Raw genomic sequence first — 13177 nt, forward strand, 5'->3', positions numbered from 1 at the left:
TTGCTAACCCATCCGGCACCCGCGGCGCACATCCGACACCGCCCGGACGCGGTGATCGTCGGGGTCGGTGCCCGCGCCGGGGTGGCGTCCGGGGAGGTGCTCGGGCTGGTCCGGGCCGCCTTGGCCGAGGCCGGGGCGGAGGTCGCCGATGTCGTGGCGCTCGCCACGGTCGAGGCGAAGGGCCGGGAGCCCGGGATCGTGGCGGCGGCCGCGGCGCTCGGGGTGCCGCTGCGCACGTACAGCGCCGGGCTGCTCTCCGCCGTGCCGGTGCCGCACCCGTCGCAGCGGGCGCGCGAAGCGGTGCGCACGCCGTCAGTCGCGGAGGCCGCCGCCCTCGCCGACGGGGGTGAGCTGCTCGTTCCCAAACGGACCTCGACGGGCGCGGGCGGCGGGTCCGGACGGGTGACGTGTGCGGTGGCCCGGGCCGGGTAGGGTCCGGTCCCTCTCGGCCTTCTCGTTCGGCCTGCTCGTTCGTCTCCGCCCGTACGTCCCGCAAGGAGCTCCTCCCGTGCACACTCCTCCCCCGGCTCTGCTCGCCGCCCTGGAGCAGCGGCTCGACGACGTCCTGGGCCATGGCGCCCGCACCCCGTACGACCGGGCCGACGTGACCGTGCTGCTCGTGGGACACGGCTCGGCCGATCCCGCGGCCAACGCCGAACTCGTCGCGGCGGCCCGGCTGTTGTGGGAGGGCAGCGGATACGCCGGGGTGGAGCCGGCGTTCGTGTCGGGCGCGGCGCCCGACGTGCCGTCCGGGCTCGACCGGTGTGCGGCGCTCGGCGCGCGGCGGGTGGTCGTGCTGCCGTACGGGCCGCTGCCGTCGGAGCGGTTCTGGGCGCAGGCCGAGGGCTGGGGCGCGGCGCACCCCGAGGTGGACGTGCGGCGCGCCGCGGCGGCCGAGGAGCCGCCGGAGGCGGGCGGCGGGCCGGATCTGCGGCATCACGGGGACGCCGAGGTCCGGGACGACGGCGAGAAGTTGACGGATCTCGCGGTGAACGTGCGCACCGGTACGCCGCCCGGCTGGCTGCGGGAGCGGATCGCCGGTGCGCTGGAGGGCCTCGCGGCGTATCCGGACGGGCGGGCGGCGCGGGCCGCGGTGGCGGCGCATCACGGGGTGCCGGTGGAGCGGGTGCTGCTCACGGCCGGGGCGGCGGAGGCGTTCGTGCTGCTGGCCCGGGCGCTGCGGGTGCGGCGGCCGGTGGTGGTGCATCCGCAGTTCACGGAGCCGGAGGCGGCGCTGGAGGACGCCGGGCACGCGGTGGGGCGGGTGCTGTTGCGGGAGGCTGACGGGTTCCGGCTCGATCCGGCGCTGGTGCCGCCCGAGGCGGATCTGGTGGTCGTGGGGAACCCGACGAATCCCACGTCCGTCCTGCATCCGGCGGACGCGGTGCGGCGGCTGGCGCGGCCCGGGCGGGTGCTGGTGGTCGACGAGGCGTTCATGGACGCGGTGCCGGGCGAGCGGGAGTCGCTGGCCGGGCGGACGGACGTGCCGGGCCTGGTCGTGCTGCGGAGCCTGACGAAGACGTGGGGGCTGGCCGGCCTGCGGGTCGGGTACGTGCTGGCGGAGCCGGAGGTGGTGGCGGCGCTGGAGCGGGCCCAGCCGTTGTGGCCGGTGTCGTCGCCCGCGCTGGTGGCGGCGCAGGCGTGTGTGTCGGCGCGGGGTGTCGCGGAGGCGGCCGACGCGGCGGCGGCCGTCACGGCGGACCGGGAGCATCTCGTGGGGCTGCTGGCGGAGTTGGGCTCGTCCGGGGTGTCGGTGGCCGGCCCCGCGCAGGGGCCGTTCGTGCTGGTCCGGGTGCCCGGCGCGGATGTCGTGCGGGAGCGGTTGCGGGAGGCCGGGTTCGCGGTGCGGCGGGGCGACACGTTTCCCGGCCTCGGGCGGGACTGGGTGCGGATCGCGGTGCGGGACCGGGGCACGAGCGAGCGGTTCACGACAGCGCTCAGGGACGTGCTGAAAGGCTGAACGAGCCTGTGAGGGCTGGGCGTCGGCGCGGACCGGCGCCCGCCCGTGCCGTTCCCGGTGACGCTTCCGGTGCTGCTTCCTGTGCTGCTTCTTGTGCTCAGTCCCCGGTCACGATGTCCGGCCTCAGCGGGGTCAGACGGTCCGCGATCACGGTGATGGTGCCCGCGGGGACGCCCGCCTCCGTGAGGGCCCCCGCCAAGTGGGACACCACACGGTCGAAGTCGGCTCCCGTCAGGGACAGCGGTGCATGGGCCGCGCGCAGCGAACGCCCCTGGTAGGCGCCGGGGCCGCCGAGCGCCGCGGCGATGAAGGCCCGCTGGTGGGCCTTGAGGGCGACGAGGTCGATGGAGCGGAAGTGCGGGGACAGCCGGTCGTCCGCCAGGACCTTGGCGTAGAAGAGGTCGACCACGGCCGTCACGGCGGGAGCGCCGCCGACGGCCGCGTAGAGGGACCCGGCTGCGTCACTCGTGTTGTCCATGAGAATCGAACGTATCCGCGGAACAGGGCATTCAGAACCCGGTGGTGGCCACGGACAGCGGTCGGGGGCGCCGCCCCCACGGCGGCACCCCCGACTCCCCCTCCCCCTGGGCCCCTCCCCGGGCCCCTCCCCCGAGGCGCTATGCGCGGGAGCGCCCCCGGCGGGCCATCCCCACGGCGCCGCCGCCGGCCACCAGCAGGACGATCGCGCCGCCCGCGATGTACGGCGTCATGGAGTTGCCGCCCGTCTCCGCCAGGTCGCTCTTCTCGGCGGCGGGCTCGGCCGCGACCGGCTTGTCCGCCTTGGCGCCCTGCGGCTGCACGTCGTCGGAGTCGTCCGCCGGCTTCGGCGAGGCCGGGGTCTCGGCCGCCTTCGGGGCCTCGCAGGTGGCGCCGGCCAGCGTGACCTCACCGTTGACCTCGGCGACGTTCAGCTTCAGCGGGTTGACGGAGACCTTGAGCTGGAGCGCGGAGGCAGCCGCCGTCGTCGAGGTGGTCGACGTGTTGGACAGGCCGAGCGAGACGTCGCCGACGCCCGGGACCTTGACCTCCGTGGTGCCGCCCGCGCTCAGCGTCACCTTCTTGCCGAGGACCGTGACGGAACCGAGCACGTTCGACTCGGCGACCGGCTTCTTGCCCGCCTCGCACAGGGCCTTCGAGGTGACCTGGTCGACCTCGATCAGGGAGAGCAGCGGCAGACCGGGGATGTGGATCTTCGCGTGGACGAGCTGGGTGAAGCCCTCCGCCTTCTTGTCGTCGACGGTCGCCCTCGCCTTCGCCACGTCCGCGCGCAGCACGCTGAACGGCTGGCCGCCGTCGACGCCGTCCAGCTGGGCGGTCAGCGCGGTCTTCTCGGCGCTGGCGGGGGCCTGCACCTCGTTCAGCGCGACCTTCAGCGGAACGTTGACGGTCTTGTTCAGGAGAGAGACGTCCAGGCCCGTGCGGAGTACGACCGCGCTGGACTTGCCTCCGTGGTCACCCGTCGCCGCGGCCGGGCCCGCGGTCGCGAGCGCGGCGGGCCCGGCGGCGAGCACGGTCGCGACGGCGGTCGCGGCGACGCGGCGGGCGGGCGTGCGCAGGGCGGTGGTGACAGTGGAGCTGGGCATGCTGGTGGGACCCCCAGGAAGAGGACAGGACAGGACAGTCCAGTACGTGGAATGAACAGAACAGCTGCCGTCGGGGCGTGGTGCATGGGGACATCACGCGGTGCCGCCGACGGCGTCGACCGGTCATCGATGAGGGAATCTTTACGCACTGAGAGTGAACAGGCAGCAACCTGACGTGAGTTCACCCCAAAGGGGGGTTTCCGCGCGTGTCTTCGAATCTTTGGGCTCGGTTGTTCCCTGCCGTCACCCTGATGTCACCCGGCCCGACGATCCGCCCCGCATGCGCCGGTTGACAGCGCGGGCGCGGACAAGTTGTGTGCAACGAGCAGCGACCTCCGCGGGTCACGCTGTGTCAACCCCTGTACCGGGCCGAGGAGTTCGATGCCGCGCAACGTCGTACTGATCACCGCCGACCAGTGGCGCGGCGACTGCCTCTCGGGCGCGGGGCATCCGGTGGTGCGTACGCCCTACCTGGATCAACTCGCGGGGCGCGGCGCCCGGTTCGACCGTGCGTACTCGGCGGTGCCGTCCTGCATACCGGCGCGGGCGGCCCTGCACACCGGCCTCGCGCAGACCTCGCACGGGCGCACCGGGTACCGGGACGGCGTGCCGTGGGAGTACCCGGTGACGCTGGCGGGCGAGTTCGGGCGGCACGGGTACCAGACCCGGGCGATCGGGAAGCTGCACGCGTTCCCGGAGCGCAACCGCATCGGTTTCGACGAGGTGACCCTGCACGACGGCTACCTGCACTTCGCCCGGGACCGGCGGACCGATCCCCGGTTCCACGACGACTACGCGGCCTGGCTGGAGCGGCAGCCCGGCGGCGGTGACCACACGGACCACGGGCTCGACTGCAACAGCGTGGTGGCGCGGCCGTGGGACCGGCCCGAGCGGCTGCACCCGACGAACTGGGTGGTGACGGAGGCGATCGACTTCCTGTACCGCCGGGATCCGACCGCCCCCTTCCTGCTGCACCTCTCCTTCCACCGCCCGCATCCGCCCTACGATCCGCCGCGCTGGGCGTTCGAGCAGTATCTGGACGCACCCGGGTACCGGCCGGCGGTGGGCGACTGGGCCGACGCCCTGGAGGGCTGGCGGGACGACACGCGCGCCGACGCGAACTACGCCTCGTACGACGCCCGTACGGTCCATCGCGCGCGGGCCGGCTACTACGGCCACATGTCCCACATCGACCAGCAGATCAACCGGTTCACGCAGGCGCTCGCCGAGTTCCGGCTCGCCGACGACACGTGGATCTGCTTCACGTCGGACCACGGCGAGATGCTGGGCGAGCACCGGCTGTGGCGGAAGGCGTATCCGTACGAGGGGTCGGCGCGGGTGCCGTTGATCCTGTCGGGGCCGCGGGGGTCGCTGCCCGCCGGGACCGTCGTCGGTCCCGAGGCGGTGGCCGAGCTCCGCGACATCATGCCCACGCTGCTGGAGTGCGCGCAGCTGCCGGTGCCCGAAGGGCTCGACGGGCACAGCCTGCTTCCGGCGGCGCGCGGCGAACGGCTCCCCGCGCCACGGCCGTACCTGCACGGGGAGCACGCCCTGTTCGGGGAGTCGATGCACTGGCTGACGGACGGGCACGCCAAGTACGTGTGGTTCTCGGGCGGCGGCCGCGAGCAGCTCTTCGACCTGGACGCCGATCCGCAGGAGCTGCACGATCTGGCGCCCTCGGCCGCCGGGGACGTAGCCGTGTGGCGGTCCCGGCTGGTCGCGGAGCTGACGGGGCGGCCCGAGGGGTACGTGGCGAACGGCGACCTGGTCACGGGCCGGGCCCCCCGGGACACCTTGCCGGTGGGGCGGCGGGGCTGAGCGCTCGGCGTCCGCCGGGTGCGCTTCGCGCCTGTGGGGTCGGTGTGCGTCTGCCGGGTCGGCGTGCGTGGCCGGCTGCGCGCCGGTGGTCCTGCTTCGCGCGGGGAACCGCGCGACCAGCCGCGACGGAACGCGCACCCGTCGACGGACAGCCACCTGGCAGACGAGTCGCCTACCCGACGACCCGCCCCCGCAGCACGATCCGCCGCGGCGCCGCGAGCACCTTCACGTCCGCCCGCGGATCCGCCCCGTAGACGACGAGGTCCGCGGGGGCGCCCTCCGCGAGGCCGGGGCGCCCCAGCCACTCCCGCGCACCCCACGCCGTCGCCGACACCGCCTCGACCGGAGGGATACCCGCGCGGACCAGTTCCGCGACCTCCCCGGCGACGAGACCGTGCGCGAGGGAGCCGCCCGCGTCCGTGCCCACGTACACCGGGACTCCGGCGTCGTAGGCGGCGCGGACCGTGTCGTAGCGGCGCTCGTACAGCCGCCGCATGTGCGCCGACCAGCGAGGGAACTTCTGCTCGCCGCCCGCCGCGAGGTCCGGGAACGTGGCGATGTTGACGAGGGTCGGCACGATCGCGACGCCCCGCTCGGCGAAGAGCGGGATGGTGTCCTCGGTCAGTCCGGTGGCGTGCTCGATGCAGTCGATGCCCGCCTCGACGAGGTCGCGCAGCGAGTCCTCGGCGAAGCAGTGGGCGGTGACCCGGGCGCCGAGCCGGTGGGCCTCGGCGATCGCCGCCTCGACGGCGTCGCGCGGCCAGCAGGCGCTGAGGTCGCCGGTGCCGCGGTCGATCCAGTCGCCGACCAGCTTGACCCAGCCGTCGCCGCGCCGGGCCTCCTGGGCGACGTACGCGACGAGGTCCTCGGGCTCGATCTCGTGCGCGTAGTTGCGGATGTAGCGGCGGGTGCGGGCGATGTGCCGGCCCGCGCGGATGATCCTCGGCAGGTCCTCGCGGTCGTCGATCCAGCGGGTGTCGGAGGGCGAGCCCGCGTCGCGCAGCAGCAGCGTGCCGTGGTCGCGGTCGGTCAGGGCCTGCTTCTCGGCGGTGTCGGCGGGGACCGGGCCGTGGGCGTCGAGGCCGACGTGGCAGTGCGCGTCGACCAGGCCGGGGAGCGTCCAGCCGTCGACGGTCGTCACGTCGAGGCCGGCCGAGACCGGGCGGTCGTAGGTGACGCGGCCGTCGATCACCCACAGTTCGTCACGGACGTCGTCGGGTCCGGCCAGGACCCGCCCCTTCACGTGCAGCACCCCACGGTCAGTCATGACCGAAGCCTACGAAAGGGGTGGGTACGCTCGACACCGGCATCCTGTCCGAACCCGTGAGCGAAGAGAGCACCACCGTGACGCATCCGTTTCTCGATCTGGCCCCCCTGAGCGCCGAGCACTTCGCCTCCATCGAGGACCGCGTCGCCCGGCTCCTGGACACCTCGCAGGACGTCGTGGTCATGCAGGGCGAGGCGCTGCTGCCGCTGGAGGGCGCCATCCGCGCCGCGGCCGGCCCGGGGACCGTGGCCCTGAACGTGATCACCGGCCCGTACGGGCAGACCTTCGGGGACTGGCTGCGGGACTGCGGGGCGACCGTGTACGACCTGGCGGTGCCGTTCCACACGGCGGTCACCGCGGAGCAGATCCGGCAGGCGTTCGCCGAGCAGCCCGACATCGACTTCGTGTCGCTGGTGCACGCGGAGGCGGCGACCGGCAACACCAACCCCGTCGCCGAGATCGGTGAGGTGGTGCGCGAGCACGGCGCGCTGTTCTACCTGGACGCGGTCGCGTCGATCGCCGCCGAGCCGGTGCTGCCGGACGCCTGGGGCGTGGACCTGTGCGTGATCGGCGCGCAGAAGGCGATGGGCGGCCCGGCCGGCGTCTCCGCCGTGTCGGTGAGCGCGCGGGCCTGGGAGCGGATGGCCGCCAACCCGCAGGCGCCGCGCCACTCGTACCTGTCGCTGCTCGACTGGAAGCAGCGCTGGATCGACGGGGGCCGCAAGGCGCTGCTGCACGCTCCGGCGCAGCTGGAGATGCTCGCCCTGGAGGCGTGCGTGGAGCGCATCGAGAGCGAGGGCCTGGAGTCGCTGATGGCGCGGCACGCGAGCGCCGCCGCCGCGACCAGGGCCGGGGCCCTCGCGCTGGGCGGCGGCCTCGAGCCGTACGTGCACGAGGCCCGGGACGCCGCTCCGGTCGCCACGACGCTGCGCGCGCCCGCCGGGACCGACGCCCGTGAGCTGGTGGCGAAGGCCCTCGCCGTCGACCCGGTGCTGCCGCTGGTCGCGGGCGGCGGGGCGCTGGCCGAGACGATGATCCGGGTCAACCACTACGGGCCGCAGGCCACCCGCGGTGTCGTGCAGTCCTCGCTCGCGGCGCTCGGCGGGGCGCTCGCGGAGGCCGGGCTCGAGGTGGACCTGGAACGTGCGCGGAAGGCGGTCGCGGCCACCTGGTCATAACCCCTCCGCACGCAGAATCGGCGCCGCCCTTTTTTGGGCGGCGCTTTTCTATATTCTTCTCTCAGGCATTTTTCAGGTAATTATCGGAGCAGCTTCCCGTATTGCTTCTGCCCGCTTTTCCTGGACGTAAACACTAAGGTTTCAACAACAGGAAGCGACGTAATTCCGGCGGGTGCCGAGGCAGTTACAACGTTGTGACGTACTCCACATGCGCAGCGTTTTGCCCCTTATGATCGCCTCAAATCGCCATATTCTGCGGACGGTTCGTGCGCGTGCCCACCCGCGCGCGATAACACACATCCTCCGAGTACGTAACCCCTCACCCGGATGCAATCCCAGAAATTGGTCGGTAAATTCAATTTCCATGACCGCCGCACAAGCGCAATTCCAGCTCGATCAGCCCGGCGTGGCCGACGGCGCCGCGATCTGGCGTATCGCACGTGACTCCAAGGTGCTCGACCTCAACTCCTCGTACAGCTATCTGCTCTGGTGTCGCGACTTCGCCGCCACCTCCGCGGTGGCCCGCGACGAGACCGGCGAGGTCGCCGGGTTCGTGACCGGCTACATCCGTCCGGACCGCCCGGAGACCCTGGTCGTGTGGCAGATCGCCGTGGACGACGCCCACCGCGGGCACGGACTGGCCGGAGAGCTCCTGGACGGCCTGACCGCCAAGGTCTCCGCCGAGCGGCAGGTCACCACTGTCGAGACGACCATCACGCCGGACAACGCGGCGTCCCAGGCTCTGTTCCTCTCGTACGCCCGCAGGCACGGGGCCGGAGTGGAGCGCCAGGTGCTGTTCGACGCCGGGCTGTTCCCCGACGACGGACATCTGCCCGAGGAGCTGTACCGCATCGGACCGCTCGCGCCGGCTGCCTAGCCGACGCACGCCCACACCGCCAACCCCCCTCAACTCCCCTTCCAAGAGGAGCATTTGCTGTGACCATCACCCAGCCTGACCTGAGCGTCTTCGAGACCCTTGAGTCGGAGGTGCGCAGCTACTGCCGAGGCTGGCCCACCGTCTTCGACCGGGCCCAGGGCAGCCGCATGTACGACGAGGACGGCCACGAGTACCTGGACTTCTTCGCGGGCGCCGGATCGCTCAACTACGGGCACAACAACCCCGTGCTGAAACGCGCCCTGATCGACTACCTGGAGCGCGATGGCGTCGTGCACGGCCTCGACATGTCGACGTCGGCCAAGCGCAACTTCCTGGAGTCCTTCCAGAACATCATCCTGCGCCCGCGTGACCTGCCCTACAAGGTCATGTTCCCGGGCCCGACGGGCACCAACGCCGTCGAGTCCGCGCTGAAGCTGGCCCGCAAGGTCAAGGGCCGTGAGTCGATCGTGTCGTTCACGAACGCCTTCCACGGCATGTCGCTCGGCTCGCTCGCCGTGACCGGCAACGCGTTCAAGCGGGCCGGCGCCGGCATCCCGCTGGTGCACGGCACGCCGATGCCGTTCGACAACTACCTCGACGGCCAGACGCCCGACTTCATCTGGTTCGAGCGGCTGCTCGAGGACTCCGGCTCGGGCCTGAACACCCCCGCGGCCGTGATCGTCGAGACGGTCCAGGGCGAGGGCGGCATCAACGTCGCCCGCGCCGAGTGGCTGCGCAAGCTCGCCGATGTGTGCGAGCGCTGGGACATGCTGCTCATCGTCGACGACATCCAGATGGGCTGCGGCCGCACCGGTGCCTTCTTCTCCTTCGAGGAGGCGGGCATCACACCGGACATCGTGACTGTTTCGAAGTCCATCAGCGGGTACGGGATGCCCATGTCCCTGTGCCTGTTCAAGCCGGAGCTGGACATCTGGGAGCCGGGCGAGCACAACGGCACGTTCCGCGGCAACAACCCCGCGTTCGTGACGGCCGCCGCGGCCCTGGAGACGTACTGGACCGACGGCGCCGCGATGGAGAAGCAGACCCTCGCCCGCGGCGAGCAGATCGACGAGGCCCTCGCCGCGCTGCGCGACGAGTTCCGCGACGACACCGTCGAGTACCGCGGCCGCGGCCTGGTGTGGGGCCTTGAGTTCCGCGACAAGGAGCGGGCGGGCAGGGTCGCCAAGCGCGCCTTCGAGCTCGGACTGCTCATCGAGACCTCCGGCCCCGAGAGCGAGGTCGTCAAGCTGCTTCCGGCGCTGACGATCACTCCCGAGGAGCTGGAAGAGGGGCTGCGCACGCTCACCAGGGCCGTGCGCGAGACCGCCTGACACCCCTCAGGAACGTAGAAGAGAGAGGCAGCAACTCACCGTGATTGTCCGTTCGTTCAAGGAGATCGAGAACACCGACCGGCACGTGAAGTCGGCGTCCGGCACCTGGGAGAGCAAGCGCATCGTCCTCGCCAAGGAGAAGGTCGGCTTCTCCCTGCACGAGACGATCCTCTACGCGGGCACGGAGACCGACATGTGGTACGCCAACCACATCGAGGCCGTACTCTGCGTGGAGGGCGAGGCGGAGCTCACCAACAAGGAGACCGGCGAGAAGCACTGGATCGAGCCGGGCACGATGTACCTCCTGAACGGCCACGAGCGCCACACGCTGCGCCCCAAGACCGACTTCCGCTGTGTGTGCGTGTTCAACCCGCCCGTGACCGGGCGGGAGGACCACGACGAGAACGGTGTCTACCCGCTGCTGACCGAACCCGAGGAGGTCTGATCCGATGACCGCGCTCTCCACGGACCCCGACATCACCGATCTGTACCCGACCCGCGGCACCTCCGAGGTGGCCACTCCGCGCGTCGACCCGGTCGTCTGGTCGCCGCCGGGGGCACGGGGCCCGATCCGTGAATCGGACCTCTCGGGTTTCGAACGGGACGGCTTCCTCGCGATCGACGAGCTGATCGGCCCGGACGAGATCGGCACGTACCAGGCCGAGTTGAACCGGCTGATCACGGACCCGGCGGTCAAGGCGGACGAGCGCTCGATCGTCGAGAAGAAGTCGCAGGACGTGCGCTCGGTCTTCGAGATCCACAAGATCAGCGAGGTGTTCGCGAACCTGGTGCGCGACGAGCGCATCGTGGGCCGCGCGCGCCAGATCCTCGGCTCGGACGTCTACGTCCACCAGTCGCGGATCAACGTCAAGCCCGGCTTCGGGGCGAGTGGCTTCTACTGGCACTCGGACTTCGAGACCTGGCACGCCGAGGACGGCCTGGCGAACATGCGCACGGTGTCGGTCTCCATCGCGCTGACGGAGAACTACGACACCAACGGCGGCCTCATGATCATGCCGGGGTCGCACAAGACGTTCCTCGGCTGCGCCGGTGAGACGCCGAAGGACAACTACAAGAAGTCGCTGCAGATGCAGGACGCGGGCATCCCCTCGGACGAGGCCCTCACCAAGTTCGCCGACAGCCACGGCATCCGGCTGTTCACCGGCAAGGCCGGCTCGGCGACCTGGTTCGACTGCAACGCCATGCACGGCTCCGGCGACAACATCACCCCGTACCCGCGCTCGAACGTGTTCATCGTGTTCAACAGCGTGGAGAACACGGCGGTGGAGCCGTTCGCGGCACCCGTGCGGCGCCCGGAGTTCATTGGGGCGCGGGACTTCACCCCGGTGAAGTGACGTACGTACGCGCATGAGGCGGGGCGGGACCGATTCGGTCCCGCCCCGCCTCATGTGTGTGCGGCTACAGCGCCGGATAGTCCGTGTAGCCCTTCGCGTCGCCGCCGAAGAAGCTGGCCGGGTCCGGGGTGTTGTACGGGCCCTCGGTCCGCAGCCGGGCGGGCAGGTCCGGGTTGGCGAGGAACAGGGCGCCGAAGGAGACCAGGTCGGCGAGACCCTCCTCGACGAACCGCAGGGCGGTGTGGTCGGTGGGGCCCTCGGTGAGCGCGTTGAGGACGAACGTGCCGCTGAACCGCTTGCGCAGGTCCACGGTCACCTCACGGATGTCGGTGGTCTCCAGGACGTGGAGGTAGGCGATGCCGAGCGGGTCGATCGCGTCGACCAGCGCCGCGTGCGTCTCGGCGAAGTCGCTCTCCTGCATCGAGTTGTACGGGTTGCCGGGCGACAGGCGCAGCGCGGTGCGCTCCGGGCCGATGGCCTCGGCGACCGCCCTGACGACCTCGACCGCGAACCGGATGCGGTTCTCCACGCTGCCGCCCCACTCGTCGGTGCGGTGGTTGGAGCCCGTACCGAGGAACTGGTGGATCAAGTAGCCGTTGGCGCCGTGCAGTTCGACGCCGTCGAAGCCGGCCTCGACGGCGCCGCGGGCGGCGGCGGCGAAGTCGGCGACGGTGGCGCGGATCTCGTCCGCGGTCAGCTCGCGCGGGGTGGTGAAGTCCTGGAAGCCCTCGTTCGTGAAGGCCTTGCCCTCGGGCGCCACCGCGGACGGGGCGACGGGGGCCTGTCCGTCGGGCAGCAGCGACGGGTGGCTGATCCGGCCCGCGTGCATGAGCTGGGCGAAGATCCGGCCACCGGCCGCGTGCACGGCGTCGGTGACCGTGCGCCAGGAGGCGATCTGCTCGGCGCTGTGCAGCCCCGGCGTCCAGGCGTATCCCTGACCCACGGCCGAGGGCTGGATCCCCTCGGTGATGATCAGGCCCGCGGAGGCGCGCTGCGTGTAGTACTCGGCGGTCAACTCGGTGGCGGTGCCTCCGGCGCCGGCCCGGCTGCGGGTCATGGGCGCCATGGCTATGCGGTTGGCGAGGCGGGTGCCGGAGAGGTCGAGCGGGTCGAAAGCGGTGGTCATGGCTACTCCGTTCCACAGAGCCCGGACGACGGCGTGGCGGCCGCCGACGGCATTATTTGGTCGGCCAAGCAATCGGGCTCGCCCACTGTAACGCATTCCTTGGCCGGCCAAGGTAATCTCTGGGAGAAGACCGGATTCAGGAGTGCCTCATGCCCGAGACCCCAGCGACCTCCGCGTCGGACCGGCCCTCCGGGCCGTCCGACGACCCCGCCTGTAGCGGCCACGCCGCCCTGGGAGGACCCGTCAGCCTGGCCCTGTCACGGGTCGCGCGACTGCACCGCACCGCCGCGGCCCGGCAACTGCGCGCGCTCGGCCTCTACCCGGGGCAGGAGTTCGTGATGATGCACCTGTGGGACCAGGGGCCCGTCCGGCAGTCCGAGCTGATCAAGGCCGTGGAGCTGGACCCGTCGACGGTGACCAAGATGCTGCAGCGCCTGGAGCAGGCCGGACACGTGCGCCGCTGCCCCGACCCGCACGACCGGCGCGCGGTGCTCGTCGAGGCCACCGAGCAGAGTTGCGGTCTGCTGAAGGACGTCTCCGGGGCGTGGGACGCGCTGGAGAGGCAGACGCTGGCGGGGTTGTCGGCGCGCGACCGGGACGAGTTCGTGCGGCTGCTGGCCCTGGTGGAGGGCAACCTCTGCACGGGTCCCGACGCCTGCCCCGAGTAGGGCGCGCGGCGGGC

13 protein-coding genes and 1 pseudogene are annotated in these 13177 nt (G+C 71.8%); 10 read left to right on the plus strand and 4 right to left on the minus strand.

The genetic code is table 11. The features are described from left to right. The first annotated feature begins 51 nt into the window (after window positions 1–51). From ACVHNB_RS29440 to cobC, 3 genes and pseudogenes are all read left to right on the plus strand, one after another. Window positions 52–432 (plus strand): cobalamin biosynthesis protein, encoded by a 381-nt coding sequence (locus ACVHNB_RS29440; protein WP_456226264.1) that lies wholly within the window; start codon window positions 52–54, stop codon window positions 430–432. 187 nt (window positions 433–619) lie between these two features. Next, window positions 620–745 (plus strand): annotated as a pseudogene (locus tag ACVHNB_RS29445) (CbiX/SirB N-terminal domain-containing protein); the annotation flags it as partial. 123 nt (window positions 746–868) lie between these two features. Beyond that, on the plus strand, window positions 869–1960 hold the full coding sequence (cobC, locus tag ACVHNB_RS29450) for an Rv2231c family pyridoxal phosphate-dependent protein CobC (protein ID WP_456228962.1): 1092 nt from the start codon (window positions 869–871) through the stop codon (window positions 1958–1960). A 97-nt stretch (window positions 1961–2057) separates the two neighbouring features. On the opposite strand, the gene ACVHNB_RS29455 is transcribed toward cobC, so the two are convergent. Both ACVHNB_RS29455 and ACVHNB_RS29460 read right to left on the minus strand, forming a co-directional pair. Then, entirely contained in the window at window positions 2058–2438 is a 381-nt protein-coding gene (locus ACVHNB_RS29455; protein WP_428955507.1) for a group I truncated hemoglobin, read from the minus strand. A gap of 139 nt (window positions 2439–2577) precedes the next feature. Next, window positions 2578–3543 (minus strand): SCO1860 family LAETG-anchored protein, encoded by a 966-nt coding sequence (locus ACVHNB_RS29460; RefSeq protein WP_456226265.1) that lies wholly within the window; start codon window positions 3541–3543, stop codon window positions 2578–2580. 381 nt (window positions 3544–3924) lie between these two features. Between ACVHNB_RS29460 and ACVHNB_RS29465 the strand changes: the two genes are divergently transcribed. Next, window positions 3925–5361, plus strand: a complete 1437-nt coding sequence (locus ACVHNB_RS29465) for an arylsulfatase (protein ID WP_428955505.1) — start codon at window positions 3925–3927, stop codon at window positions 5359–5361. Between the two features lie 172 nt (window positions 5362–5533). Here the strand turns inward: ACVHNB_RS29465 and ACVHNB_RS29470 are convergent, their stop codons facing one another. Then, window positions 5534–6628, minus strand: coding sequence for an amidohydrolase family protein (locus tag ACVHNB_RS29470; RefSeq protein ID WP_428955504.1), 1095 nt, complete (start codon window positions 6626–6628; stop codon window positions 5534–5536). Between the two features lie 77 nt (window positions 6629–6705). Here ACVHNB_RS29470 and ACVHNB_RS29475 point away from each other — a divergent pair, with 77 nt between their 5' ends. From ACVHNB_RS29475 to thpD, 5 genes are all read left to right on the plus strand, one after another. After that, window positions 6706–7806: a pyridoxal-phosphate-dependent aminotransferase family protein gene (locus ACVHNB_RS29475; protein WP_456228963.1), complete on the plus strand. Its 1101-nt coding sequence runs from the start codon at window positions 6706–6708 to the stop codon at window positions 7804–7806. 364 nt (window positions 7807–8170) lie between these two features. Continuing rightward, the gene (ectA, locus tag ACVHNB_RS29480) at window positions 8171–8683 is read left to right on the plus strand and encodes a diaminobutyrate acetyltransferase (RefSeq protein WP_428955503.1); all 513 of its coding nucleotides are present in this window, start codon (window positions 8171–8173) and stop codon (window positions 8681–8683) included. 59 nt (window positions 8684–8742) lie between these two features. Continuing rightward, entirely contained in the window at window positions 8743–10014 is a 1272-nt protein-coding gene (ectB, locus tag ACVHNB_RS29485; protein ID WP_428955502.1) for a diaminobutyrate--2-oxoglutarate transaminase, read from the plus strand. A 40-nt stretch (window positions 10015–10054) separates the two neighbouring features. Beyond that, a complete protein-coding gene (locus tag ACVHNB_RS29490) occupies window positions 10055–10459 on the plus strand; it encodes an ectoine synthase (protein WP_428955501.1) in 405 nt (134 codons plus the stop codon). Window positions 10460–10463: 4 nt separating this feature from the next. Further along, the gene (thpD, locus tag ACVHNB_RS29495; protein WP_428955500.1) at window positions 10464–11369 is read left to right on the plus strand and encodes an ectoine hydroxylase; all 906 of its coding nucleotides are present in this window, start codon (window positions 10464–10466) and stop codon (window positions 11367–11369) included. Window positions 11370–11433: 64 nt separating this feature from the next. Here thpD and ACVHNB_RS29500 read toward each other — a convergent pair whose 3' ends face one another. Then, on the minus strand, window positions 11434–12495 hold the full coding sequence (locus tag ACVHNB_RS29500; protein WP_428955499.1) for an alkene reductase: 1062 nt from the start codon (window positions 12493–12495) through the stop codon (window positions 11434–11436). Between the two features lie 149 nt (window positions 12496–12644). On the opposite strand from ACVHNB_RS29500, the gene ACVHNB_RS29505 reads away from it, so the two are divergent. Continuing rightward, complete coding sequence (locus tag ACVHNB_RS29505) at window positions 12645–13163, plus strand: MarR family winged helix-turn-helix transcriptional regulator (protein ID WP_428955498.1); 519 nt, start codon at window positions 12645–12647, stop codon at window positions 13161–13163. Window positions 13164–13177: the final 14 nt, after the last annotated feature.

The organism is Streptomyces sp. YJ-C3 (assembly GCF_053891275.1).

Excerpts from the sequence above, each read along its gene's own strand:
- ACVHNB_RS29455 (WP_428955507.1), bottom strand. The coding sequence starts at position 2,438 with ATGGACAACACGAGTGACGCAGCCGGGTCCCTCTACGCGGCCGTCGGC.
- ACVHNB_RS29460 (WP_456226265.1), bottom strand. The coding sequence starts at position 3,543 with ATGCCCAGCTCCACTGTCACCACCGCCCTGCGCACGCCCGCCCGCCGC.
- ACVHNB_RS29465 (WP_428955505.1), top strand. The coding sequence starts at position 3,925 with ATGCCGCGCAACGTCGTACTGATCACCGCCGACCAGTGGCGCGGCGAC.
- ACVHNB_RS29470 (WP_428955504.1), bottom strand. The coding sequence starts at position 6,628 with ATGACTGACCGTGGGGTGCTGCACGTGAAGGGGCGGGTCCTGGCCGGA.
- ectA (WP_428955503.1), top strand. The coding sequence starts at position 8,171 with ATGACCGCCGCACAAGCGCAATTCCAGCTCGATCAGCCCGGCGTGGCC.
- thpD (WP_428955500.1), top strand. The coding sequence starts at position 10,464 with ATGACCGCGCTCTCCACGGACCCCGACATCACCGATCTGTACCCGACC.
- ACVHNB_RS29500 (WP_428955499.1), bottom strand. The coding sequence starts at position 12,495 with ATGACCACCGCTTTCGACCCGCTCGACCTCTCCGGCACCCGCCTCGCC.
- ACVHNB_RS29505 (WP_428955498.1), top strand. The coding sequence starts at position 12,645 with ATGCCCGAGACCCCAGCGACCTCCGCGTCGGACCGGCCCTCCGGGCCG.